Origin of the sequence: Rhodopseudomonas palustris, assembly GCF_003226555.1 — a bacterium.
GTDB lineage: Bacteria > Pseudomonadota > Alphaproteobacteria > Rhizobiales > Xanthobacteraceae > Rhodopseudomonas > Rhodopseudomonas palustris_I.
On record NZ_QKQS01000025.1, the window covers coordinates 1 to 22,671 of the forward strand.

Annotated in this window: 21 protein-coding genes, 2 tRNA genes and 1 pseudogene; 6 read left to right on the forward strand and 18 right to left on the reverse strand. The window is 63.8% G+C overall.

Annotated elements, in window-relative coordinates; all coding sequences use genetic code 11:
• Nucleotides 1-101: 101 nt before the first annotated feature.
• From DNX69_RS26125 to DNX69_RS20100, 6 genes and pseudogenes are all read right to left on the reverse strand, one after another.
• Entirely contained in the window at nucleotides 102-1,145 is a 1,044-nt protein-coding gene (locus DNX69_RS26125) for a hypothetical protein (protein ID WP_133256030.1), read from the reverse strand.
• Between the two features lie 230 nt (nucleotides 1,146-1,375).
• Nucleotides 1,376-2,432: pseudogene (locus tag DNX69_RS20080) on the reverse strand (IS481 family transposase).
• Between the two features lie 137 nt (nucleotides 2,433-2,569).
• Nucleotides 2,570-3,484, reverse strand: coding sequence for a hydroxymethylglutaryl-CoA lyase (locus tag DNX69_RS20085; RefSeq protein ID WP_110787778.1), 915 nt, complete (start codon nucleotides 3,482-3,484; stop codon nucleotides 2,570-2,572).
• Between the two features lie 3 nt (nucleotides 3,485-3,487).
• Nucleotides 3,488-5,500, reverse strand: a complete 2,013-nt coding sequence (locus DNX69_RS20090) for an acetyl/propionyl/methylcrotonyl-CoA carboxylase subunit alpha (RefSeq protein ID WP_207803171.1) — start codon at nucleotides 5,498-5,500, stop codon at nucleotides 3,488-3,490.
• 16 nt (nucleotides 5,501-5,516) lie between these two features.
• On the reverse strand, nucleotides 5,517-7,121 hold the full coding sequence (locus DNX69_RS20095) for a carboxyl transferase domain-containing protein (protein WP_110787780.1): 1,605 nt from the start codon (nucleotides 7,119-7,121) through the stop codon (nucleotides 5,517-5,519).
• 200 nt (nucleotides 7,122-7,321) lie between these two features.
• On the reverse strand, nucleotides 7,322-7,627 hold the full coding sequence (locus tag DNX69_RS20100) for an ETC complex I subunit (RefSeq protein ID WP_110787781.1): 306 nt from the start codon (nucleotides 7,625-7,627) through the stop codon (nucleotides 7,322-7,324).
• Between the two features lie 244 nt (nucleotides 7,628-7,871).
• Between DNX69_RS20100 and DNX69_RS20105 the strand changes: the two genes are divergently transcribed.
• Entirely contained in the window at nucleotides 7,872-9,152 is a 1,281-nt protein-coding gene (locus tag DNX69_RS20105; RefSeq protein WP_110787782.1) for an OpgC domain-containing protein, read from the forward strand.
• Here DNX69_RS20105 and DNX69_RS20110 read toward each other — a convergent pair.
• The 7 genes from DNX69_RS20110 to DNX69_RS20140 all read right to left on the reverse strand — a co-directional run bounded on the left by DNX69_RS20110 (nucleotide 9,086) and on the right by DNX69_RS20140 (nucleotide 13,770).
• Complete coding sequence (locus tag DNX69_RS20110; RefSeq protein WP_110787783.1) at nucleotides 9,086-10,204, reverse strand: glycosyltransferase family 4 protein; 1,119 nt, start codon at nucleotides 10,202-10,204, stop codon at nucleotides 9,086-9,088. The genes DNX69_RS20105 and DNX69_RS20110 overlap by 67 nt on opposite strands.
• 146 nt (nucleotides 10,205-10,350) lie before the next feature.
• Nucleotides 10,351-10,695 carry a hypothetical protein gene (locus DNX69_RS20115; protein ID WP_110787784.1) on the reverse strand — a complete coding sequence of 115 codons (345 nt, stop codon included), beginning with the start codon at nucleotides 10,693-10,695 and terminating at the stop codon, nucleotides 10,351-10,353.
• Nucleotides 10,676-11,206, reverse strand: coding sequence for a hypothetical protein (locus tag DNX69_RS20120; protein ID WP_110787785.1), 531 nt, complete (start codon nucleotides 11,204-11,206; stop codon nucleotides 10,676-10,678). Before DNX69_RS20120 ends, DNX69_RS20115 begins: the two co-directional genes overlap by 20 nt.
• 67 nt (nucleotides 11,207-11,273) lie before the next feature.
• Nucleotides 11,274-11,350 (reverse strand) — tRNA-Pro (locus DNX69_RS20125).
• A gap of 81 nt (nucleotides 11,351-11,431) precedes the next feature.
• Nucleotides 11,432-11,860, reverse strand: coding sequence for a DUF192 domain-containing protein (locus DNX69_RS20130; protein ID WP_349626988.1), 429 nt, complete (start codon nucleotides 11,858-11,860; stop codon nucleotides 11,432-11,434).
• A 239-nt stretch (nucleotides 11,861-12,099) separates the two neighbouring features.
• Nucleotides 12,100-12,807, reverse strand: coding sequence for a cold-shock protein (locus DNX69_RS20135; RefSeq protein WP_110787787.1), 708 nt, complete (start codon nucleotides 12,805-12,807; stop codon nucleotides 12,100-12,102).
• Between the two features lie 201 nt (nucleotides 12,808-13,008).
• Nucleotides 13,009-13,770: an SIR2 family NAD-dependent protein deacylase gene (locus DNX69_RS20140; RefSeq protein ID WP_110787788.1), complete on the reverse strand. Its 762-nt coding sequence runs from the start codon at nucleotides 13,768-13,770 to the stop codon at nucleotides 13,009-13,011.
• Between the two features lie 487 nt (nucleotides 13,771-14,257).
• Here DNX69_RS20140 and DNX69_RS20145 point away from each other — a divergent pair, with 487 nt between their 5' ends.
• Nucleotides 14,258-14,707: a VOC family protein gene (locus DNX69_RS20145; RefSeq protein ID WP_110787789.1), complete on the forward strand. Its 450-nt coding sequence runs from the start codon at nucleotides 14,258-14,260 to the stop codon at nucleotides 14,705-14,707.
• A 274-nt stretch (nucleotides 14,708-14,981) separates the two neighbouring features.
• On the opposite strand, the gene DNX69_RS20150 is transcribed toward DNX69_RS20145, so the two are convergent.
• Complete coding sequence (locus DNX69_RS20150) at nucleotides 14,982-15,239, reverse strand: PilZ domain-containing protein (RefSeq protein WP_110787790.1); 258 nt, start codon at nucleotides 15,237-15,239, stop codon at nucleotides 14,982-14,984.
• A 335-nt stretch (nucleotides 15,240-15,574) separates the two neighbouring features.
• On the opposite strand from DNX69_RS20150, the gene DNX69_RS20155 reads away from it, so the two are divergent.
• Together DNX69_RS20155 and DNX69_RS20165 are read left to right on the forward strand one after the other, a co-directional pair.
• A tRNA-Glu gene (locus DNX69_RS20155) sits at nucleotides 15,575-15,649 on the forward strand.
• A 649-nt stretch (nucleotides 15,650-16,298) separates the two neighbouring features.
• On the forward strand, nucleotides 16,299-16,889 hold the full coding sequence (locus DNX69_RS20165) for an HdeD family acid-resistance protein (protein ID WP_110787792.1): 591 nt from the start codon (nucleotides 16,299-16,301) through the stop codon (nucleotides 16,887-16,889).
• Nucleotides 16,890-16,916: 27 nt separating this feature from the next.
• Here the strand turns inward: DNX69_RS20165 and DNX69_RS20170 are convergent, their stop codons facing one another.
• From DNX69_RS20170 to epmA, 3 genes are all read right to left on the reverse strand, one after another.
• The gene (locus DNX69_RS20170; protein WP_110787793.1) at nucleotides 16,917-17,183 is read right to left on the reverse strand and encodes a hypothetical protein; all 267 of its coding nucleotides are present in this window, start codon (nucleotides 17,181-17,183) and stop codon (nucleotides 16,917-16,919) included.
• Between the two features lie 136 nt (nucleotides 17,184-17,319).
• Nucleotides 17,320-18,411: a lysine-2,3-aminomutase-like protein gene (locus tag DNX69_RS20175; RefSeq protein WP_110787794.1), complete on the reverse strand. Its 1,092-nt coding sequence runs from the start codon at nucleotides 18,409-18,411 to the stop codon at nucleotides 17,320-17,322.
• Complete coding sequence (gene epmA, locus DNX69_RS20180; RefSeq protein WP_110787795.1) at nucleotides 18,408-19,463, reverse strand: EF-P lysine aminoacylase EpmA; 1,056 nt, start codon at nucleotides 19,461-19,463, stop codon at nucleotides 18,408-18,410. The genes DNX69_RS20175 and epmA overlap by 4 nt, the downstream gene beginning before the upstream one ends.
• 137 nt (nucleotides 19,464-19,600) lie before the next feature.
• Between epmA and efp the strand changes: the two genes are divergently transcribed.
• Nucleotides 19,601-20,167 (forward strand): elongation factor P, encoded by a 567-nt coding sequence (gene efp / locus DNX69_RS20185; protein ID WP_110787796.1) that lies wholly within the window; start codon nucleotides 19,601-19,603, stop codon nucleotides 20,165-20,167.
• 76 nt (nucleotides 20,168-20,243) lie between these two features.
• Here efp and DNX69_RS20190 read toward each other — a convergent pair whose 3' ends face one another.
• Nucleotides 20,244-21,221, reverse strand: coding sequence for a lipid kinase (locus DNX69_RS20190; protein WP_283809356.1), 978 nt, complete (start codon nucleotides 21,219-21,221; stop codon nucleotides 20,244-20,246).
• A 212-nt stretch (nucleotides 21,222-21,433) separates the two neighbouring features.
• Here DNX69_RS20190 and DNX69_RS20195 point away from each other — a divergent pair, with 212 nt between their 5' ends.
• Nucleotides 21,434-22,660 (forward strand): lytic murein transglycosylase, encoded by a 1,227-nt coding sequence (locus tag DNX69_RS20195; protein WP_110787797.1) that lies wholly within the window; start codon nucleotides 21,434-21,436, stop codon nucleotides 22,658-22,660.
• The last annotated feature ends 11 nt before the right edge of the window (nucleotides 22,661-22,671 follow it).

Consider the following 22,671-nt stretch of genomic DNA (forward strand, 5'->3'; position numbering starts at 1 on the left):
TTAAAGCCACTCCACCAACCGAATGCTCAAACTACTTCACCAATGCTGGCTACGATCAAACGTAAAATCATCCCGCTCTAACCGTCGATGGAGCGAGCCCTCTACGTTCTTATCTCACCAGGATAGTAGTATACGTGACCTCGCCTCAACTGATATTGCCTTAGCTTGTCCCTGTAGGGGCCAATACGTTCCCAAATATGATACAATTCCAATTTTGCATTCTTTCGTTCGACATCAGAATACATTGGCGCACCATCAAGGAGTGTCTTCGAGAACCATTCAGAAATGCGTTTCCCTAGCGGAATCGGCGAATTCACATTTTTCAAACCGGTCTCTTCAGCGTAAATGCTGGTGCTCATCTTGACGTTGAGCCACCTGATAAAAGGATTTGGATGTGAGGGAGAGAGTTTTTTGTTGTTTGCGATTCGAATGTATTGAAAGAGGATCAAAAGTATTTCCACAGACGCCGACCAGAGCAAATCCTCATCAAGAGAATGCTTCACAGCTACTGGGCCATGCTGCCATGCGGCACGCCATTCCCGAAGGCTAGTTAGAGCGCCGCCTTGGTCTGCCTGAAGTTCCAGGACTTGTCTTACATCAGCTTCTTCGTCTGATAGCGGAAATGCCTCGATCTCTTCATATACGTCGGATTGAAATTCATCGCGAACAAGGTAAAGATGGCAAAATTCCAGATGGGCCGCTTCATGAAAGTACAAGAATAAATGCGCGATATAGATCATGTGGTCTGCAGCGCTTCGACGTACAGGACATTTAGGCCAAGCCGTACAAACCAACGCAGCTTCTGGATCAGTTGAATTCTTCAACAAGCGAATACGTCTGTCGGAAAGGGATTCCAGCGAGACATCTCCAATCTCAGGCAAAAACTTGGGGTCCGACATCATCGTAAGAAAGATGTAGTACACGAAAAAAGTGAAACCGTAGAAGATTCCAATATATTCTTTGTCGCCCTGTAATTTTGCTACGGCATTAAATTGCGAATTATTGATGTAGTCACATAAAATCGAAGAGCTGAAACGCTGCAGCTCCCTTCTCATGTTGTGCAATCCCATCTTCTGACCCAATTCAAATTCGAAAGCGCCGCCGTAATTGGCAAATACGACATCTAACGTTTTGGTGTTATCCAAATCTCTGCCCTCCCGCTCACGACCGAATACTTATGACTACTTGCGTTAGAAAAATTACATAATCACCCGGCTGACGAAAATTGTACGTTCGACGGAACTAGTGAATTGAAGGAGCGTTTTGTTGCTCGCCCTCGGAATTCGCTACTACTAAAGCGATGTTACGACGGTTACTGCTGTCTTACTGTACAGAGAGGGCAATCGGCTGACAGTGCCGCGGTGAGCGGGCAGCGTCAGGCGGCTACTTTGGCGGCTTGTTTTTCGGTTTTCTTTCCCTCCTTCTTTTGGTGCGACGCGGGCAGGCCTTCGATGAAGGCGGTGGCCGGTGTGCGGCCGTTCATGCCGCGGCCCTGATGCGGCCGGCGCTGATTGTAGCCGACCAGATAGTCGTCGAGAACGGTCTGCATCTCGTCGACGGTTTCGAACCAGGTGCGACGGCCCTCGACCCGGAAGTGCTCGTCGAGCAGGGTGCGGTGCAGCCGCTCGACGATGCCGTTGGACTGCGGCCGCTTCACCCTGGTGGTGCGATGGTCGATGTCCTCGAGCTGCAGGAACAACTCGTAGGGGTGCTGATCGGGCCGGCCGCAGAACTCCCGGCCGTTGTCGGACAGCACGGTCTGGATCCTGGCGTCGTAGGCCTCGAAGGTCGGCAGCACGTCGTTGTTCATCAGATGCACAGCGGTGACCGGCAGCTTGCTGGTGTAGAGCCTGGCCCAGGCGAAGCGGCTGTGACAGTCGATCGCGGTCTGCAGATAAACCTTGCCGACGCCCGACGAAGAAGGTGTCGACGGCGACCAGAGAGCCGGTGTGTGGGGCCTCGATGTGGCGTTCCCGGAACTCCGGCGAGAACCGTTCGAGCAGCCTCGTCTGTTCTTCGGACAGCTCGATGGTACGTTCGGCGGTGGTCTTCTCCAGCCGCAGCAGGCGCTCGTGCTTGGTCAGCAGGCCATGGCGCTGCCACACCCCGCGGACGCCGCCGGCGGAGACCTGCAGGCCCTTCAGCCGCAGCTCCTGCTCGACTCGCAAAGCGCCGTGGCAGGGATGGACCAGCGCGTGGTCGAGCACGGCGGCCTCGATCTCGGCCGAGACGCGGTTGGGATGCGGTCCCCTGGCGCCGGGCAGCCGGTCGATCAGGCCCTCGGCGCCGAAGGTCTGGAAGTTGCGTCGGATCTCGTAGAATTGCTGCCGGGAATAGCCCATCAGCTTGCAGGCGCGGCTGACGTTTTGCAGATCGGTGGCGAGCTCCAGCAGCGAAAGCTTGCGCCGTGCTATCTTGTCCTTGGAGGTCATGATCGTTGGTCCTGTGGGTTTGGTTGGTCGTTTGGCGACACCATCAAACCCGCTCGGACGCGGCGTGACCACCGGAACCGGGCGCTCGGACTCTTGCGGTCCGCGCCCGGTTCTTTCGGGGCCAAACTGTCAGGTGATTACGATCTCAGGACAGTCTTACCGCTTTTTGCGTTGATCGCCGATGCTACACGGCTGACCGGCGGCCGGCCGAGCAGCGCAGCGACGCTGTTGGTCGCAGCGATCAGCTTGTCCATGTCGACCCCCATCGCGACGTCCATGCCTTCCAGCATGTAGATCACGTCCTCGGTCGCGACGTTGCCGGTGGCCCCGGGCGCATACGGGCAGCCGCCGAGGCCGCCGGCGGCGCTGTCGATCACGCGGGCGCCCTCTTCAAGCCCGGCATAGAGATTGGCGAGTGCCTGGCCGTAGGTGTCGTGGAAATGCATGGCGAGCGACTGCATTGGAATCGCCTCGGCGCAGGCGCGCAGCAGCTCGCGGACTTTCTTCGGCGTGCCGACCCCGATGGTGTCGCCGAGCGAGATCTCGTAGCAGCCGAGGTCCCACAGCGTGGTCGCGGCATCGACCACCGCCTGCACTGGCACCTGCCCGTCGAACGGACAGCCGAGCACGCAGGACACGTAGCCGCGCACTTTGACATTGTCGGCCTGGGCGCGGGCGATCACCGGCTTGAATCGCTCGATTGATTCCGCCACCGAGCAATTGATGTTGGCGCGCGAAAATCCTTCCGACGCCGACGCGAACACCGCGACAACCTTCGCGCCGGCGGCGCGCGCAGCCTCGTAGCCCTTCTCGTTCGGCACCAGCACGTGGAATTCGCCGGGCAGCTTCAAGGACGCGCGCAGCACCTCGCCCGAGCCCTGCATCTGCGGCACCGCTTTCGGCGACACGAAGGCGCCGACCTCGACGGTGGTGAGGCCGGCCGCGACCAGCGCCTCGACGAAGGCGATGCGATCAGCGACGCCGACCGGCGTCTTCTCGTTCTGCAGCCCGTCGCGCGGGCCGACTTCGACGATGCGGACGGTGTCGGTCATCACCTACTCCGGGTCCGGCTCGAGCTCGGCGAGCTCGGCGCCTTCCTGGACGATGTCGCCGACCTTGCACTTGACCGTCTTCAGCGTGCCGGCGAAAGGCGCGCGCAGGGTCTGCTCCATCTTCATCACTTCGAGCGTCAGGATCGCCGCGCCCTTCTCCAGCCGGGCGCCGGCTTCCGCGAGCAGCGCCACCACGGTGCCGGGCAGCGGCGCGACGATCTTGTCCTCGCCGACCGCCTCCTCGCTCTCGCCGCCGAACGGATCGACGAGGTGCAGCTCGAACCGGCCGCTCGTCGTGCGCACGTAAAGCTCCGCGCCGTCGACCACCGCGGCAACGCGCGAGCGCACGCCGCCGAGCTGCAGATCGATGCCGTCGCCATTCGCCGACGACGCAAACGCAATGTCGCGGCCCTCGATCGTCAGCGTCGACGCGCCGCCGCCATAGCTGAGCTGAACCAGGTAGTCGGCATGGTCGTGGCCCTGCCCGTGCCGAAACACGAAGCTGCGCTTGCGCCGACCGACCGGCATCCAGCCCGAGGCCCGCCACGGCGACGGGCCTTCGGCCTTCGCCGCCTCGTCCTCACCGCGCAGGATCGCCGCGACCGCGGCGGCGAGTTCGAGATCGCCGAGCGCGCTCGGTGCCGCGGTCAGCGCTGCGAGATTGCGTTCGATGAAGCCGGTGTCGACCGCATTGGCGCGCACCTCGGGATGCGTCACCAGCGCCGAGAGAAATGGGAGATTGGTGACGACGCCGCGGACATCGGTGTCGTTGAGGCCTCGGTCGAGCCGGTCGATCGCAGCTTGGCGCGTCGGCGCCCAGGCGGTCACCTTGGCAAGCATCGCGTCGTAATACGGCGACACGCTGTCGCCCGAACGATAGCCGGCGTCGATACGCAGGCCACCCGTCTCCGCCGGCGTTCGCCAAGTGGTGATCTTGCCGACCGACGGCATGAAATTCTTCGCCGGGTTCTCGGCATAAACCCGCGCCTCGATGGCGTGGCCATTGAGCCGGAGCTGATCCTGCTCGAGCGGCAGCGCTTCGCCGAACGCGACGCGAAGCTGCCATTCAACCAGATCGACGCCGCTGATCAGCTCGGTCACCGGATGCTCGACCTGCAGGCGGGTGTTCATCTCGATGAAGAACACGTCACGGCCGTCGGAGACGAACTCGATCGTGCCGGCGCCGACATAGTTCACCGCGCCGGCCGCGCGCCGTGCCGCTTCGCAGACTTTCTCACGCCCTGCGGCGTCCAGCGTCGGCGACGGCGCCTCCTCGATCACCTTCTGATGGCGGCGCTGCAGCGTGCATTCGCGCTCGAACAGCGACACCAGATTGCCGTGGCTGTCGCCGACGATCTGCACCTCGATATGGCGCGGATTGTCGACATAGCGCTCGATCAGCAGCGTGTCGTCGCCGAACGCCGCCTTGGCCTCGCGCTTGGCGCTGACGATGGCAGCGGCGAGTTCATCGGCCTTGCGCACTACCCGCATGCCGCGGCCACCGCCGCCGGCCGAGGCCTTCACCAGCACCGGAAAGCCGATCTTGTCGGCGGCTGCGGCGAGCGTCGCATCATCCTGCGCCGTGCCGTGATAGCCCGGCACCAGCGGCACGCCAGCTTTTTCCATCAGCGCCTTGGAGCCCGATTTCGAGCCCATCGCGGTGATCATCTCCGGCGTCGGCCCGACGAACACCAGGCCGGCATCGGCGCAGGCCTGCGCGAACTCGGCGCTTTCCGACAGGAAGCCGTAGCCGGGATGCACGGCCTCGGCGCCGGTTTGCTTCGCGGCCGCGATGATCCGGGCGATGTTCAAGTAGCTGTCCGCCGCTTTCGCCGGCCCCAGCAGCACGGCATCGTCGGCCTCGCTGACATGCAGCGCGCCGGAATCGGCTTCGGAATACACCGCCACGGTGCGCAGGCCCATGGCGCGCGCGGTGCGGATGACGCGGCAGGCGATCTCGCCGCGATTGGCGATCAGCAGCGTGCGGAAGCGACGATACAGGGCGGTGTTTGCCATCATCAGATCCTGACCATCACATCCGGAACAGGCCGAACTTGGTCGGCTCGATCGGCGCATTGCTCGACGCGGAAAGCCCGAGCCCGAGCACCAGCCGCGTGTCGGCGGGATCGATCACGCCGTCGTCCCACAGCCGCGCCGTCGCGTAGTACGGGCTGCCCTGCGTCTCGTACTGCGCGCGGATCGGCGAGCGGAATTCGTCCTCCTCCTCCGCGCTCCAGCTGCCGCCCTTGGCCTCGATATTGTCGCGGCGGAGCTGGCTCAGCACCATCGCGGCCTGCTCGCCGCCCATCACCGAGATCCGCGCGTTCGGCCACATCCACAAAAACCGCGGCGAATAGGCCCGTCCGCACATGCCGTAATTGCCGGCGCCGTAGGAGCCGCCGATCACCACGGTGAACTTAGGCACATTGGCAGTGGCCACCGCCGTCACCAGCTTGGCGCCGTCGCGGGCGATTCCGCCCGCTTCGTACTTCTTGCCGACCATGAAGCCGGTGATGTTCTGCAGGAACACCAGCGGAATGCCGCGCTGGCAGCACAGCTCGATGAAATGCGCCCCCTTCAGCGAAGACTCGCTGAACAGGATGCCGTTGTTGGCGATGATGCCGACCGGGAAGCCCCAGATATGCGCGAAGCCGCACACCAACGTCTGGCCGTACAGCTTCTTGAACTCGTCGAATTCAGAACCGTCGACGATCCGAGCGATGATGTCGCGCACATCGAACGGCTTGCGCGCTTCCGCCGGCACGATGCCGTAGAGCTGCTCGGCCGGATACAGCGGCTCACGCGGCTGCCGCGTGTTCAGCGCCGGCCGCTGCGGCGGCTTCAGCGTACCCACGATCTTGCGCGCGATGCCGATCGCGTGGGCGTCGTTCTGCGCGTAATGATCGGTGACGCCGGATTGCCGCGAATGTACGTCGGCGCCGCCGAGTTCTTCGGCCGAGACGACTTCGCCGGTCGCGGCCTTCACCAGCGGCGGGCCGCCGAGGAAGATGGTGCCCTGGTTGCGGACGATGATGCTCTCGTCCGACATCGCCGGCACATAGGCGCCGCCGGCGGTGCACGAACCCATCACCACCGCGATCTGCGGAATGCCCTGCGCGGACATGTTGGCCTGGTTGAAGAAAATCCGGCCGAAATGCCGCTCGTCCGGAAACACCTCGTCCTGCTGCGGCAGGAAGGCGCCGCCGGAATCGACCATGTAGATGCACGGCAGATTGTTCTGCCGCGCGATGTCCTGCGCCCGCAGATGCTTCTTCACCGTCAGCGGATAATAGGTGCCGCCCTTCACCGTGGCATCGTTGGCGACGATCATGCACTCGCGCCCCATCACCCGGCCGATGCCGGTGACGATCGAGGCCGAATGCACGTCGCCGCCGTAGAGACCATTGGCGGCGAGCGGCGACAATTCAAGAAACGCGGTGCCGGGATCGAGCAGCAGGTCGACGCGGTCGCGCGGCAGCAATTTGCCGCGTGCGGTGTGCTTCGCCCGGGCCGCCTCGCCGCCGCCGGCGGCCACCGCCGCGAGCTTTTCGTTCAGTTCGGCGACCATTGCGCGCATCGCTTCAGTGTTGCGCGTGAAATCGTCCGAGCCAGGATCGATCTTGGAGTGCAGCGACATGGCGTTTCCGGCAGGTTCTGACTCGCTTCGGGACCGAAGCGTTGAAGACATCGTGTCATCGCCGGGCGGATATGCGCAACCTTAACCTGCCCCGACGCAACACAGCACGCGCATAGCCGGGTATCGCGGCCGACGGCTTGCGCCGAGCGGTCGCGTGGCGCGCCGCGGCGCTCGCAAGCGACCGCGGCTGCAACGCCGGATCAGTGCGTCCAGGGCTCGGGACGGCGGAAGGCAAAATTGTCGGCGTAGGCGGCACGGCGGCGGGCCGGTTCCTTCGGCTCGATAATTTGGTACGGAATGCCTTCCCGCTCGCAATAAGCGACGGCGTCCTCACGGGTGTGGAAGTGCAGGCTGACCTGCTGCTGCATGTCGGAGGACGAAGTCCAGCCCATCAGCGGCTCGATCGTGCGCGGTTTCTCCGGCTCGTAGTCGAGCTGCCATTCCCGGGTCTTGGCAGTCCCGGATTGCATCGCGTTCTTGGAGGGCTTGTAGATCCGTGCGGTCATGGATGGGTCGAGCCTATCGGGGGGCGGCGCTGCGCCGATTTGGTGGAAGCGGCGATCCTGGTGTATTGTTCCGCCGCGTAACGGATCGGGTCGGGATCACGTAGAGTTTTGAGGTTGGTCCCGGCCACTTGTGATTCCGTCGCCTAGCGGTTTCGTTTCCTGATTTCCTATATTCTGTCCCCGGCACCGTGACAATCGTGGGGCCCGGCGGGTGGTCTTCGCAACAATACGGACGATCGACTCCATGGAAATTCAGGCCATTCTGCCCAGCAAGGGGCGCGATCTGCGGCTCGACCTTTTCCGCGGCGTCGCCAACTGGGCGATCTACCTGGATCACATCCCAAACAACGTGGTGAACTGGATCACGACCCGCAACTGGGGGTTCAGCGACGCCGCCGACCTGTTCGTGTTCATCTCCGGCTACACCGCCTCGTTCGTGTACGCCAAGATGATGCTGGAGCGCGGGTTCATCGTCGGGGGCACCCGGCTGACCAAGCGCGTCTGGCAGCTCTACGTCGCCCACATCGTGCTGTTCGTGATCTACATCGTGGCGATCGGCTACGTGGCGGAGCGCTTTTCCGATCCCGAGATCATCAACGAATTCAACATCGCAGGTCTGGTCGCCAATCCGGGCGAGACGTTCCGCCAAGGGCTGCTGCTGAAATTCAAGCCGGTCAATCTCGACGTGCTGCCGCTGTACATCGTGCTGATGGGGCTGTTCCCGCCGGTGCTGTGGCTGATGCTGCGCCGTCCCGACGCGGTGATGATCGGCTCCTTCGCGCTGTATTTCGCCGCCCGCTATTTCGAATGGAATCTGCAGGCGTTTCCGGAAGGCACCTGGTACTTCAATCCGTTCTGCTGGCAGCTGTTGTTCGTCTTCGGTGCCTGGTGTGCGCTCGGCGGCACCACCCGGTCGCGATCGCTGATCAACTCGCGCGGCATGCTGTGGTTCTGCATCGCCTATCTGCTGTTCGCGTTGGTCATGACGATGGCGGGCCGCTTCCAGGAATTCGGCGACCTATTCCCGCGCTGGCTGTACGACGCGTTCAATCCGAACGACAAGACCAACCTCGCGCCCTACCGCTTCCTGCACTTCGCGGTGATCGTGGTGCTGGTGGTCCGGTTCGTGCCGAAGGACTGGAAGGGGCTGGAATGGCCCGTGTTCGAGCCCCTGATCAAATGCGGCCAGCAGTCGCTCGCGGTGTTCTGCGTCGGCGTCTTTCTGTCGTTCGTGGCGCATTTCGAGCTGACCATGAGCTCCGGGTCGCTGCTGGCGCAGATCCTCGTGAGCGCGACCGGCATCGCCCTGATGACGCTGGTGGCCTACTACATCTCGTGGTCGAAACAGCAGGACAAACCCGTCCGTCCGGCCAAGGCCGCCCAACCGGCCGGCATGGCCGCGCCGGCCACAACGGTGGCCGCCTCCGGGGTCGACAACGATCCCGCTCGGGCCTCCGGTCAGGGAGCCACAGTGCCCGCAGTGACGACGGCGATGATGTCGGCGGCGCGGTCGAGCCCGGAATAGAGATCATGGCGGGCGCCATAGCGGGCGCCGTTCTCGCTCCATGCTGCGCGGCGCCCCGGCGCCGAGGCCTGGCGCAGCGCTTCGATCAGATTGCCGGGGCCGAACGGCTCCGGCAGCACCACGCCGGCATCGGCTGCCGCCACATGAAGCGCATAGCCGCACACTGACGTCGCGATCACCGGCAGCCCGTTGACCACCGCCTCCAGGATCGCGGTGCCGGTGGTGTCCACGCGCGCCGGATGGATCAGAACATCCGCCGCTGCCATCAATTCAGGAATGTCGCTGCGCATGCCGAGCAGCACGACGCGGTCCGACACCTTGGCTTCGGCGGCGAGCCGGCGCATCAGTCGTCCCTGCTTGCTGTGTTCGGCGACGCCGGCCACCACCAGACGGGCTTCCGGAAACGCGGCGAGCGCTGCCACTGCGCGGTCGAGCCCCTTGGTCAAAGGATGCGCCGCCACTGCCAGCCACGCGACGGTATCGCCCGCAATGCTGAGCTCTCCGCGGATCCGCTCGCGGGTGTTGTCCGCGCGAAACTCCGGGTGACGCCGGCCTGGATCGATCGTCGGCGGCATCAACGTCAGCCGCTCCGGCTCGGTGCCCCAGGCCCCGCGAAAGCAGTCGAGCTGGTTCTGGCTCAGAAGCAGACATTGCGTCGGCCGGCCGGGCGCAAAACTCGCCGCTTCGAGGCTGAGCTTGATCCGCCGCCGCGCGGTGAACCGATCCGACCACCGTGCCGGCCGCGCCTTGTCGCAGCCGTCGGCGCAATACAGCGCGTCGAGATCGGTCAGCTTGCCGAAGCCGGCGAGCCGGTCGAACGCCGGCTTGCGCTGCGCCACCACTTCGGCGAAGCGCAGGTCGCGGCCGTGATTGCTCCAGGCGCTGACCGGCAACAACTCGATGTTCAGGTCGGTCGGCAGCTCGCCCTGCCGCCGCGAGGCCAGGATGGTGACGTCATGGCCGCGCGCCATGAGCCGCCGCGCGATCCCCATGCAGTCCCGCTGCAGGCCGCCGCTCGGGAACAGCGACACGATCGCCAGCGCGATCCTCATCCGAGGAGCTCGACGAGCAGGATTGCGGGGCGACCGCGCGCTGCCCTTCGCTGCATCGATTGCGCGAAGTCTGGCCTGCTACGCTGCACGTGCAAGTCGACCTGAACGAAATGGAATTGTCTTTTCAGCCTTGTGGAGCATCGCTGCTATGGTCTGAGATCGGCTTGGCGATCGAAATGATCGGACGCTTTGCAGCGTCTTGCGATTCGAGGTTGGGCCACACGAACGGACAGTTCCGTGAGCTTCTCGTAGAAAGCCCCTTGAACCGAGTTGAGCGCCTGTTGAGTTTCTTTGAGCGCCTCGAACTTGACCTCGGCCTTCAACGCCGCAGCATTGGCTTCGAGCGATCGCAGACGACTATCGACCGCCGCAATAGCGTCGGCGATCTCCTTCTGCCCTTGCTGCAGGGCCTTCACATTCTCGACGAGCTTCAGGTGATCGGCGACTTCCTGAGCCGTCTTGGCGATCTTCTCACGGCTCCAGGGCGCCACGATCGATCACCGGCTTGAGCCGCTCCCTCAGGTAAGCGAGGTGCGAAAAAGGAGAATCCAGCAGATCAGCCCCGAGTATCTTCAGCGCTTCGATCTTGACCTCCTGCCAATCGGCATTCGATCCGTCCATGTCTTCCAGGTCGGTTGCCTCGAACACCGGAGACGGCCGTGCGCTCGACGGAGCGACGGCAAACGCTTCTCCCGCGTTTACGCCCGCTGCGCCCGAGGCATGTTCCGAGGCCAATGCATGTCCCAGTTGGCCGACCAATGCGTTCCGAATCTGGACATCGATGGCCACAGCCGAACCAACGGACGGCGTCAAACTATCGCTCTCGAGAACCAGACTGGTGAATCCAAAACGGTCGCGGATGTCCCGAGCAAGAGATCGCGCCTGCTCGATCGTCAGTCGGGCAACGTCGATTTCACTCAGGTCATTCGAACCAGACGTCTCCATCAGAAATCCTTGATGAACGCCCAACTTGACGGATGAGCCCACAATTTCGGCCGCCATAGGGCCAATCGGCCGCCATGCCGACACGACTATTATATCACGCCCAAAGGCCGTTGTGGCCTGAAATTGGTCGGGGCAGCTGGATTCGAACCAACGACCTGCAGTACCCAAAACTGCCGCGCTACCAGGCTGCGCTATACCCCGGTCCATGCCCCACGATCCAAAATCTGGATGCGGGGCCGACGGCCGTCGATACACGGTTCACGGCAGGCCAGCAAGCCGGGCTCAGTGCGACTTGAACAGCGGATGCGCCACCCGGTCGCCGGCCGCGATGCCGAGCTTCTTGGCGGTGCCGCCGCTGACCTCGAGCACGCCTGCGACCGGCCCGCCGGAGGCGATGATCCGGGTCGACAGCGGCTCGGTGTTCTCGGCGATCCGCAGGATGGTGCCGTCGCCGCGGATGAAGATCATGTCGAGCGGGATGTAGGTGTTCTTCATCCACATCGAGACCTGCTGCTCGGGGCGGAAGTCGAACAGCATGCCCTGCCCGTCGGGCAGGCTCTTGCGGTACATCAGACCGACTTCGCGCTCTTTGTCGGTCGTCGCGATCTCGACGGTAAACACATGCACGCCGGTCTTGCCGACGATTTCCAGCGACTGCATCTGCGCCGCGACTGCCCCATGGGCGACGAGGCCGCATAGCATGAGCGCCATCGCGAACGCACCCAGCCACCGGAGCCGGCGGAACCTGAATATTTCAAAAGCCTGCATCGAGTTGAACCTGTTGTCTGCGCGTGCCACGGTCGCGCATTGCGGCCCGGATCATGCCGAATGCGCTCCGCGCCGCAAACAGCATGCGCGGCGGGCTCAGCCGATTCACAAATTGGCGATCAAGGATGGCACGATCAAGAAAGGCGCGCTTGATGCGCGCCGATACGTCCGCCCCTGCCCGGTCAGTGCGAAGACAGGCCGGGTGTGCCGTTCTCGGGTTGGATTTCGGCCGCCATCATCCCCTTCGAGCCCGGCCCGAACCGCACCAGCACATATTGCCCCGGTCGCAGCTCGGTCATGCCGTAGCGGCGCAGCGTTTCCATATGCACGAAGATATCCGGCGTGCCCTCGCCGCAGGTCAGGAAGCCGAAGCCGCGCAGCCGGTTGAACCACTTCACCTGGGCGCGCTCGAGCCCGCTGGTCGGCGTCACGCTGACATGCGTGCGGGCCGGCAGCATCTGCGCCGGATGAATCGCGGTGGACTCGTCCATCGAGACGATGCGGAACGCCTGGTAACCCTTGGAGCGCTGCACGCATTCGACAACGATGCGTGCGCCTTCATAGGCGGTCTGATAGCCGTCGCGACGCAACACCGTGACGTGCAGCAGCACGTCCGGCCAACCATTGTCCGGAACGACGAAGCCATAGCCCTTCGAGGCATCGAACCACTTGATGACGCCGCTGATTTCGACCAGGTTCGCGGCCTCGCCGAGGCTGGTGAAAGCATCGCGCGGATTCACGTCACCGTGAGTCGTAAGCTCGCGATGCGCACCGGCTCCGAAGTCCCGCGGCGAGAAATCACCGGCCGGAAACTCCGCTGCTCTCGGCTTCGCAGCGCTGGCTACGGGCAAAACGCCCGGCCTCTTGGACTCAAATCCGTCCGACCCCATGACCCCGGACCCCGCACGTCATCAACGAATTCGCCGCTTCCGCGACGAGGATGATTCGCCGGACATTCCTCAAACTACTCAGGATTGCGCCGCCGCGAATCTGTTGATTCGAAGATAACATCGTGGTCCAAACGGCAAAGACAAAAAAATCGTTACACGACAACTATAAACAGCCTTGAAAGCCTGCGAATCTTACGAGGTTTAGTTGCCAACGAACGGTCCGAGCGTGTCGCCGATGTCGTGATGGATCACCAGATCGGCGATTTCATCTTGTTCTGTCGGTTCATTGTTGATGATCACGAGCTTGGCGCCGCACTCTTTGGCGAGCATTGGAAAACCTGCGGCAGGCCACACCACGAGCGACGAACCGATCGCGATGAACAGATCACAATGCTGCGCCAGCTCGGTCGCGCGACGCATCGCGTCCTGCGGCATCGCCTGACCGAACGACACCGTCGCGGTCTTCACCGGCTCATCGCAGGCCGTGCAGTGCGGCGCATGGCCGGTGCGTTGAAACCACTGATGCACCCAATCGAGCTCGTGACGTTTGCCGCAGCTGATACAACGCGCATAGGTGGTGTTGCCGTGCAGTTCGACCACGTCGTGTTCGGCAAAGCCGGACGCCTGATGCAGATTGTCGATGTTCTGCGTGATGATCGCCGGCACCTTGCCGGCCTTGTACAACGACGCCAGAGCGCGATGGCCGCGCCCGGGCCGCGCTTTTGAAAAGGTCTGCTCCATTGCAAAGCGCCGACGCCAAGCCTCGTCGCGTGCGTCCTGACGCGCCACGAATTCGTCGAACGGGATCGGCTGGTTGCGGCTCCACAGGCCGCCCGGGGAACGGAAATCGGGGATGCCGGATTCGGTCGAGATGCCGGCGCCTGTGAACGGCACAATCGACGAAGCGTTTGCGATCATGTCGCCGAGCTGCTCGACCCCGCTGGAAAGGCTGGGTGCGATCATGGTTGGATCATTTCAAAATACCTCGTCGCGCAAGCCTTCGCGCGCCGCAAGCCGGAACCGAGCGACGAGGTGGCGCCGATATCGACGCACCTGCCGCGGAGAAGTTGCCGGTTCCCCTGCTCAGATTCGAAGCCACATTTTTTTGAATTGCAAGAGGGGTGCCCGGGTCGGATAGTTCAATCCGTCTCAACGGATGACCTCCTCTGAAAGAGCCCCGCGCGACCTCCAAGGCGGGGCTCTTTTTCGTCGGTTGTCCGACGGCGATGGGATACGACGACGCCGTGCTCGGTGCCGTCGCGCCTGTTCGCCTCACCTCCTTCGAGCGAGCATAAGGTCTGGAGCCCCGGCTCCAGGCCTTATTGTTGTGTGGTGTGCCAATCGGCAGAAACGCGCTCATCGACGCCTCGCCGAATGCCCCCCTGCTTTCCATCGCGGTCATTCCAGCCCAAGATCAACCATCAGCCTTTCCGAAGGAGACCCCCACCCCATGCGTTACCTGCACACCATGTTGCGCGTCCGCAATCTCGACACCGCTCTGCAGTTCTTCAGCGGCGCGCTGGGCCTCAAGGAGGTCCGCCGCATCGACAACGACAAAGGCAAGTTCACGCTGCTGTTCCTGTGCGCGCCGGAAGACGAGGACCTGGTGAAGCAATCGAAGGGACGCCCTGCCCCGACGATCGAGTTGACCTACAATTGGGACGAGGAAGCCTACGGCGAGGATCGCTTCTTCGGCCATCTCGCCTTCGAAGTCGACGACATCTATGCGACCTGCGAGCGCCTGATGAACCTCGGCATCACCATCAACCGCCCGCCCCGCGACGGCCAGATGGCGTTCGTGCGCTCGCCGGATCTACATTCGGTCGAACTGCTGCAGAAAGGCGACGCCCTGCCGCCGCAAGAGCCATGGGCCTCGATGCCGAACACCGGTCATTGGTGAGGCGCGAGCGCGCCAGCTGCTGAAGCGCTGCTCCAAGCGCGATGTCCGCAGCCGCCTGATGGCACGGAACGACGCGCGTAACCTTGCGTTGGTCGAGTAACCAACGGAGGACATCAATGGCGCGAGGATTGTTGCTTTGGCTGATCGGGGTTCCGATTCCGATCATCATTCTGCTCTGGCTGTTTTTCGGCCACTGAGTGTGACGACTGTTTTTCTGCCATGACGGGCTCCGCGTCCCCGCGGAGTCCGTTTGCGTTGTCTGACGCCGGCTCGCTCAGTTGACGAATTTGACGCCGAGCGTGGAGCCGCTTCGCCACACCACTTCGCATGGACGCCCCTGGCGTGCGTCTCGCGAAAATCCCAACCGCAGCCGGGCTCCCAGCGACTCAGTCTCCGCCAGAACCAGCTTGGCGCCCGAACTCGATAGATCGAGCACCTCGCACGGACGCGCGGCAAATCCGCCGTCGAGCGTGATCCAGCCAGACTGGCGCACCGATTTGCGGGACTCGCGTTTGGTTTTGTCCTTGGCCATGGGTGACTCCTCAACGTGCTCGACGGCTTCCCAGCGGACGAAATCCGCAAGACAAAGCGCCCCCGAGCGCGAGCCCGATCGACAGCCCCGCTCGTTCAGCACCACTCCCCTCTAGGTCCGCGGCTGTTGAAAAATCGTTGCAAGATTTAGCGAAAAGTCGGGGTATCGACGGATCGCGGCGCGAAGCGCTTGCCCCTCGGAAAAAACGCCTCTATACGTTCGCCGCTGCTTCGCGGCGGGCCGGCTTCCGAGCCTGCTGCGGCAGCCGTTTCGGGTCAAAACCGTGCGTTTCCTCCTGCTTGCCGATCTCCGTATCGCGCGAGTCCGGCGGTTTCGCTCCCTTCGTCTATCGGTTAGGACGCCACCCTTTCACGGTGGAGAGAGCGGTTCGATTCCGCTAGGGAGCGCCATCCTTGTTCTTCAGTGCAGCAATGATCCTGGCCAGCCGCTCGCCGGTCAGCAATATCCAATCTCTATCAGGCACCGGACTGACTTCGTAGCAATCGGTCTGGCCGCAGCTCGGGCATTCGTAGATTCGCAGTTCGATCGACTGAACGGGCGAAACCCGAGCCAATCCTGTGCGCGCTCCGCATCGCGTGCATCGCGGCCGCTTCTCTGTAAACATAACGCCTCCTAACGGAGACAGATTGATCGAAGCGCGGGAGACCCACCCTAAATTCAATCAAAAATTGTACATGGCTGAATATACACCCCAACTCCTCACTTAAGAAATCGAATATCTCAATAGCGGCCATGTCCGGCGCCCAACATGGTTGCAGAGTTGTTGGTGCGCGAAAGGCTCAGGCGCAAACGATTTGCACCAGCGTGAACAGCGTACGCCGGTCGATGCCTGCTTCCGATGTCCGCACGGCTGGAATTGTCTTTCATCTCCCACGAAAGCCGTCGCAAACAGGCTCTATAATTTACCGGTGCCCACGCTGTTTTCGATCTCGGCCGATCTCGCGCAGACGAAGAGCTGCAATTCGTCTGAACCTTTTAACGCGGCCGCGCGTTACGCGGGGTAAGTTCCTGCACGGGAACCACTGAAGGAGAACTCCCATGTCCCTGCCAGATGACGGCCTTCGCCCCGAAGATGTCGCGCGCTTGCAAGCCCGCGTCGAGGCGGCCATCCGCGATCACTGGAAGGCCTATCTGTTCGAAGGCATTCTGCTACTGATCATCGGCTTTGCCGCGATCCTGCTGCCGCTGCTTGCCAGCATCACCTTCACGATCATGCTCGGCTGGCTGTTCTTCATCGCCGGCGTGGCCGGCGTCGGCTTCTCGATCTGGGCGCGCAAGGGCCCCGGCTTCTGGTGGTCGCTGCTGTCGGCAGCGCTGGCGCTGATCGCCGGCCTGGTGCTGATCGCGATGCCGCTGCAAGGCACCCTCACCCTCACCTTCATCGTCGGCGTCTATTTCCTCGCCGAAGGCGTTGCCAGCATCATGTACGCCTTCCAGCATCGCGGCCGGATGTCGGAACGCTGGGGCTGGATGCTCGCCGCCGGCATTGCCGACATCCTGGTGGCGTTCATCATCATCTCGGGCTGGCCTGGCACGAGCTGGGCGATCGGCTTGCTGATCGGCATCAACCTAGTGTTCGGCGGGACCTCGCTGATCGCGATGGCCCTCGCCGCTCGGAAGGCGAGCTGAGATCTAAATCGCCGGCCGCGGCTCGACTCAGCAGCCGCGGCAGATGCTCTTGATCTTGCGGTCGAGCGCCGCATCCTGCGGGTCGATCTGATCGATCGTCCGCTCCGGCGGCGTATCAGAGCGTCGCGGCTGCAGATGTCCGATCGGCGCCTGCCTCATTCCTGATCCGCTCGATACCCCCGGAGACGTCGCCGAGCCCGGCGACGTGGTCGAAGCTCCACCCGAGCCGGATTGCGCAAACGCAACACCGCCGCTCAATGTCAGGATCGCCACTGCGATCATCACAGGTTTCATCGGAGCTCTCCTTCCATCCACTCTGCCACCGCGACGCTGGTCGCGACGGCTCCAGAATTGCAGCGATCTGCATCCGCCGGCGGTTCGGCACCCACTCACGACCAACGCATAAGAGCCGGCCAAGTTGCCCCGCCCCTTAGTCGGATCGCGGCGGATACAAATGCACATCGCCACAATAGTCGGAGACACGATAGCGCGAATCCGCCTCCGTTCCATCGGCGTCCGACAAATAATTGGGGCCAACCGGCGCCTTGCCGTAGCCGCCGGGAATGTCGAGCACGTACTCTGGCTGGCAAAGTCCGGAAACATTTCCGCGCAGCGCACGCATCAACGCCTGACCTTCCGCGAGCGAGGTCCGCAGATGCGCGGTCCCCGGTGCCAGATCACCGTGATGCAGGTAGTACGGCTTGATTCGGCACGCGACGAAGGCGCGCATCAACGCCTCCAGCGTCGCCACATCGTCGTTGACGCCGCGCAGCAACACCGACTGGCTGACCATCGGAATCCCGGCATCGATGATCCGCGCGCACGCCGCACGCGCGTCCTCGGTCAATTCGCGCGGGTGATTGGCGTGCAGCGCGAGCCACGTAGTCTTGCCCGCCGCGCGCAGCGCGCGCACAAGATCCGGCGAAATCCGTGCCGGGTCGGCGACCGGCAGGCGGGTGTGAAAGCGGATGATCTTGACGTGGTCGATCGCAGCGAGCTCGGCCATGATCTCCGCAAGACGTCGCGGCGACAGCATCAGCGGATCGCCGCCGGTGAAGATCACTTCCCAGATCTCGCGATGCGCGCGGATATAGTCCAGCGCCGCCGCCGTCGCCTCGCGCGACAATGCGTTGTCCTTGCCGGGCCCGACCATCTCGCGGCGGAAGCAGAACCGGCAATACACCGCGCAGACATGCACCGGCTTGAACAGCACGCGGTCACGATGGCGATGCACGATGCCTTCGACCGGCGCATGCGCGGCATCGCCGATCGGATCGTCGCGTTCGAACGCCAGCGACGACAGCTCTTCGGCGCGCGGGATGTATTGCCGCGCGATCGGATCGTCGGGATCATCGCGATCGATCAGCGCCGCGACGGCCGGCGTCACCGCGATCGCGTAGCGCGCGCCGATCTGATCCAGAAACGCGCGATCACCCGCTGCGGCGAGGCCCTCGGCGATCAGTTCGTCCGGCTGACGCAACGTCGCCGCGGCCGGGGTGTTCAATCGGGTGACCTTGGTCATGCGTCCTCGCCTGCCGGCGGCGTCCACACCACCTGATCGATCGTCGTTGCGCCGGCGGCCAGCATCACCAGCCGGTCGAAGCCGAGCGCGACGCCGCTCGCTTCGGGCATTTCGGCAACCGCCGCGAGAAAGGCCTCGTCGAGCGGATAACGCTCACCGTAGCGTCGCTCCTTCTCGTCCATGGCGGCGATGAAGCGCGCGCGCTGCTCGGCGGCGTTGGTGAGTTCGCCGAAGCCGTTGGCGAGCTCGACACCGCAGGCATAGAGCTCGAACCGTTCGGCGACGCGCGGATCGTCCGATTTGGTCCGCGCCAGCGCCGCTTCCGGCGCCGGATATTCGCTCAGCACCGTCAGCCGTCCATCGCCGAGCCGCGGCTCGACATGCTCGACCAGCACCTTGCTGAAGATGTCGGACCAGGTGTCGTCGTCGGCGATCCGAACGCTGCCTGCCGCCGCGGACGCCAGTGCCGCCCGGTCGCCCTCGCCTTGGCTGATCGTCGCCAGCAGATCGATGCCAGCGAAGCGCGCGAACGCGTCGGCCACCGTCAGCCGCTCCGGCTCGGCGTACGGATCGGCGCGCCGCCCCCGGAACGAAAATGCCCCGATCCCGGTCGCCTCGGCCGCCGTACGGATCAGCGCGACGCAGTCGTCGATCACCTGCTGATATGGCGTATCGGCGCGATACCACTCCAGCATGGTGAACTCCGGCAGATGCACCCGGCCGCGCTCGCGGTCGCGAAACACCCGCGCAAGCTCGAATATTCGCGCTTCGCCGGCCGCCAGCAGCTTCTTGCAGGCAAATTCCGGCGAAGTCCGCAGATATCGGGTGCGGCGCTCACCGTCCGGCCCCTGCAGTTCGGTGCGCGGGGCATGCAGATGGGTCTCGTTGCCCGGCGAGATCTGCAGGATGGCGGTCTCAACTTCGGTAAAATCGGCCGTTTCGAACCAGCCTCGCACGGCCCGGGTCACAGTCCCCCGCGCGCGCAAAAATGGCTGACGGTCCAAATACCTATCCCTGTTCCACCAGGGCGACGGGTGGGCCTGTGCCTCCATCTCAAGTCGCCCCCGTCCGGCCGCGCAAAACGCTGGCATCAGCGCCACAAATCAGTATGTTGCGCCCCGAAACCGTTTCGGCCTCGGGATACCAACGCCCGGATCGGGCCCGGACCTGAACGACAGGAAACATTCCTTTGAGAGTCATCGCCAGTTCTATTCGCAAGGGCAACGTCCTCGAGCAAGATGGGAAGCTTTACGTCGTCCTGTCTGCCGAAAACATCCATCCCGGCAAGGGCACGCCCGTCAGCCAGATCGAAATGCGCCGAATCAGCGACGGCGTGAAGATCTCGGAGCGCTACAAGACCACCGATCAGGTCGAGAAGGTCACCATCGAAGAGCGCAACTACAGCTTCCTCTACGAGGATGGCGAAGGTTTCCACTTCATGGAGCCGGAATCCTACGATCAGGTCCAGGTCGCCAAGGACGTCGTCGGCTCGGCCGCGCCTTACCTGCAGGAAGGCATGGTGGTGAAGCTGTCGATGCACGACACCACTGCCGTCGCGATCACGCTGCCCCAGCGCGCCACGCTCGAAGTCGTGGAGACCGAGCCGGTCACCAAGGGCCAGACCGCGTCGTCGTCCTACAAGCCGGCGGTGCTGTCGAACGGCGTCCGCACCGCCGTCCCGCCGCACATCGGCACCGGCACCCGGATCGTCGTGCTGACCGAGGACGGCTCCTACGTCGAGCGCGCCAAGGACTGATTTCGATCCGCACTGATCGCGACCAAAGCCCGCCGCATCCCGGCGGGCTTTTTCGTGAGCTCGGCAAGCCGATAGCTCAGCGGATCGGCGGCTCCTGTTTCGGGACGAAGACGCTGACGGCCTTCCGTAACAGTTCGAACCGAGCCGGCGTGAACGTCACCAGTTCGCCATCGGCATTGACCGGTCGCGGCTTGCGGGTGCGGATTTCGAACGAGGTGCCACGCGCGGCCCGCACTTCGCGCCACAGCCCGTGCCGGCCGTTGCGGAACGCGTAGGCCATCGCCAGCAGCTTCCACACCCTGGCGAATTCGAGCGAATACAGATCGAACTGGCCGTCGTCGATGGTCGCCGTCTGCTCGACCGCCATGCCGCCGCCGTAGTAGCGGCCATTGCCGACTGCGATCTGCAAGGTCTTGACCCGGTCCTCACCATCCGGGGACGCAATCACCGCATGAAACGGCCGCGCTTTGCCCAGCACCTTGGCTGCGGTCAATGCGTAGCTGAGCCGACCGAAGCGGCGCTTGGTCTCGCGGTTGAGTTGGCGCGCCAGATCCGCGCTCAGCCCGATGCTGGCGACGTTGAAGAACTTGTGTCCGTTGACTTCACCGAGATCGATCATCTGGCGGTGGCCGGCCGCGATCACGTCCGCAGCAGCGGCCATGTCCAGCGGCACACCGAGCGTCCGCGCCAGATCGTTGGCCGTGCCCGCTGGAATAATCCCAAGCGGTAGTTTGGTGCTGACCAGCGCAGGCGCCGTGGCGTTCAGTGTGCCGTCTCCGCCGGCGACCACGACTCCGCTGACGCCGTCGGCATGGGCCTCGATCCAGGGGGAGATCTCGTTCGGGCTCCCGGGCGACGACACCACCAGATCGAACCCGGCTTCGCTTAATCGGGAACAGGCAATGCCGACCGCCTCGCCGCCCGAGCGGCTTCCGCGATTGATCACCATCAGCAGCCGCCCCGCCGCGGCGCGAGGCTTGGAACCGGCGGGCTCTCCAGTCGCGGTGGTCGTCGCCGCGGCGTTGCAGGAAGCGACGTCGAGATCTTGGTCCACGGGTGTCCTCGTCGGTTGACCACCGTCCGCGGCGCGGAGCGGCAATGGCTGGGTCAGACACCAGTTGGGCGCGGGTCAAGATGGTACAAGAGCACGGTCCGACGACATCGTGTCGCTGCCACGTTCGGGAACCATTTGCTTAACGCAATGCGCCACCCTCGTCGTCGCGCAGCGGCTTTAGCGGCGACGGCAATACCGATACAATGCCGGTCATGGACAAGCCCGATTCCCGCTCCTTGCTTACCCGTCGGCTCGTGCTGCAGGCCGCCGTGGGTGCCGCCGTGTTGCTGCCCACGGCCGTCAGCGCCGCCCCGGCGGGGTTCGACCAATGGCGCGACAGTTTCCGTGCCAAGGCGCTGGCTAAAGGCGTCTCGCCCCGAACCTGGGACCGGGTGATGGGCGGCCTCGAGCCGGACACGAGCGTGTTCGCCAAGCTGAAGAAGCAGCCCGAGTTCCACGAGCAGCTCTGGCAGTACATCAACCGCCGGGTGTCGGACTGGCGCGTCACCGCCGGCCGCGAGGCGCTGCGCAAGAACGAAGCGCTGTTCGCCCGGATCGAGCGCGATTTCGGAGTCGAGCGCGGCACACTGCTGGCGCTGTGGGGCGTCGAGAGCGCCTTTGGCGATCCCTTGGTCCAGCAGAACCATATGCGCCCGGTGTTTCCGTCGCTGGCCGCGCTGGCGTGGCGCGAGCCGCGGCGGCGGACCTATTGGGAAACCGAACTGATCAACGCACTGCGGATCGTCGACAAGGGCTGGTCGACGCCGGAGGAGATGCGCGGCTCCTGGGCCGGCGCCATGGGCCACAGCCAGTGGATGCCGGAGGTGTGGCTGAACGTCGGCATCGATTATGACGGCGACGGCCGGGTGTCGCCGTTCGGCCGGCCCGACGACGCGCTCGGCTCGACCGCCAAGTATCTCGTCCGCCGCGGCAAGTATCAACGCGGCGAGCATTGGGGCTACGAGGTCGAAGCCGCCGGCGGCGCAGCCGGCAGCCGCCGCACTTACTCGGAGTGGTCGCGTTCAGGCGTCACCCGCGCCGACGGCCAGCCGTTTCCCAATTCCTCAGCCAGCGCGACGATGTGGGTGCCGGTCGAGGGCGGGCCGAAATTCCTGATCGGCCCCAACTTCTACGCGGTGAAGAGCTACAACCCGTCGATGAACTACGCGCTCGCGATCTGCCACCTCGGCGATCGCATTCTCGGCGGTGGCCCGTTCGTGCATCCGTTCCCCGGCTCGGAGCGCGCGCTGACGCTCGCCGAGGTGCAGGAGATGCAGACGCGGTTGACCCGTGCCGGGTTCGACACCGGCGGCACCGACGGCCGGGTCGGCAACGACACCATGAAGGCGATCCGCGACTTTCAGCTCAAGGCCGGCCTGTTGCCCGCCGACGGCTACGGCGGGCTGAAGGTGCTGGCACGACTGCGGCAGGGTGGATAAAGACCGCAGGC

What these genes read in the sequence shown, in the direction of transcription:
- DNX69_RS20095 (WP_110787780.1), bottom strand. Translation starts at nt 7,121, where the DNA reads ATGTCGCTGCACTCCAAGATCGATCCTGGCTCGGACGATTTCACGCGC.
- DNX69_RS20120 (WP_110787785.1), bottom strand. Translation starts at nt 11,206, where the DNA reads ATGGCGGCCGAAATTGTGGGCTCATCCGTCAAGTTGGGCGTTCATCAA.
- DNX69_RS20170 (WP_110787793.1), bottom strand. Translation starts at nt 17,183, where the DNA reads ATGAAACCTGTGATGATCGCAGTGGCGATCCTGACATTGAGCGGCGGT.
- DNX69_RS20090 (WP_207803171.1), bottom strand. Translation starts at nt 5,500, where the DNA reads ATGGCAAACACCGCCCTGTATCGTCGCTTCCGCACGCTGCTGATCGCC.
- DNX69_RS20150 (WP_110787790.1), bottom strand. Translation starts at nt 15,239, where the DNA reads ATGGCCAAGGACAAAACCAAACGCGAGTCCCGCAAATCGGTGCGCCAG.
- DNX69_RS20085 (WP_110787778.1), bottom strand. Translation starts at nt 3,484, where the DNA reads ATGACCGACACCGTCCGCATCGTCGAAGTCGGCCCGCGCGACGGGCTG.
- DNX69_RS20110 (WP_110787783.1), bottom strand. Translation starts at nt 10,204, where the DNA reads ATGAGGATCGCGCTGGCGATCGTGTCGCTGTTCCCGAGCGGCGGCCTG.
- DNX69_RS20145 (WP_110787789.1), top strand. Translation starts at nt 14,258, where the DNA reads ATGCGTTACCTGCACACCATGTTGCGCGTCCGCAATCTCGACACCGCT.
- DNX69_RS20130 (WP_349626988.1), bottom strand. Translation starts at nt 11,860, where the DNA reads ATGGCGCTCATGCTATGCGGCCTCGTCGCCCATGGGGCAGTCGCGGCG.
- DNX69_RS20175 (WP_110787794.1), bottom strand. Translation starts at nt 18,411, where the DNA reads ATGACCAAGGTCACCCGATTGAACACCCCGGCCGCGGCGACGTTGCGT.
- DNX69_RS20140 (WP_110787788.1), bottom strand. Translation starts at nt 13,770, where the DNA reads ATGATCGCACCCAGCCTTTCCAGCGGGGTCGAGCAGCTCGGCGACATG.
- DNX69_RS20105 (WP_110787782.1), top strand. Translation starts at nt 7,872, where the DNA reads ATGGAAATTCAGGCCATTCTGCCCAGCAAGGGGCGCGATCTGCGGCTC.
- DNX69_RS20135 (WP_110787787.1), bottom strand. Translation starts at nt 12,807, where the DNA reads ATGGGGTCGGACGGATTTGAGTCCAAGAGGCCGGGCGTTTTGCCCGTA.
- DNX69_RS20165 (WP_110787792.1), top strand. Translation starts at nt 16,299, where the DNA reads ATGTCCCTGCCAGATGACGGCCTTCGCCCCGAAGATGTCGCGCGCTTG.
- DNX69_RS20100 (WP_110787781.1), bottom strand. Translation starts at nt 7,627, where the DNA reads ATGACCGCACGGATCTACAAGCCCTCCAAGAACGCGATGCAATCCGGG.
- epmA (WP_110787795.1), bottom strand. Translation starts at nt 19,463, where the DNA reads ATGGAGGCACAGGCCCACCCGTCGCCCTGGTGGAACAGGGATAGGTAT.
- DNX69_RS20195 (WP_110787797.1), top strand. Translation starts at nt 21,434, where the DNA reads ATGGACAAGCCCGATTCCCGCTCCTTGCTTACCCGTCGGCTCGTGCTG.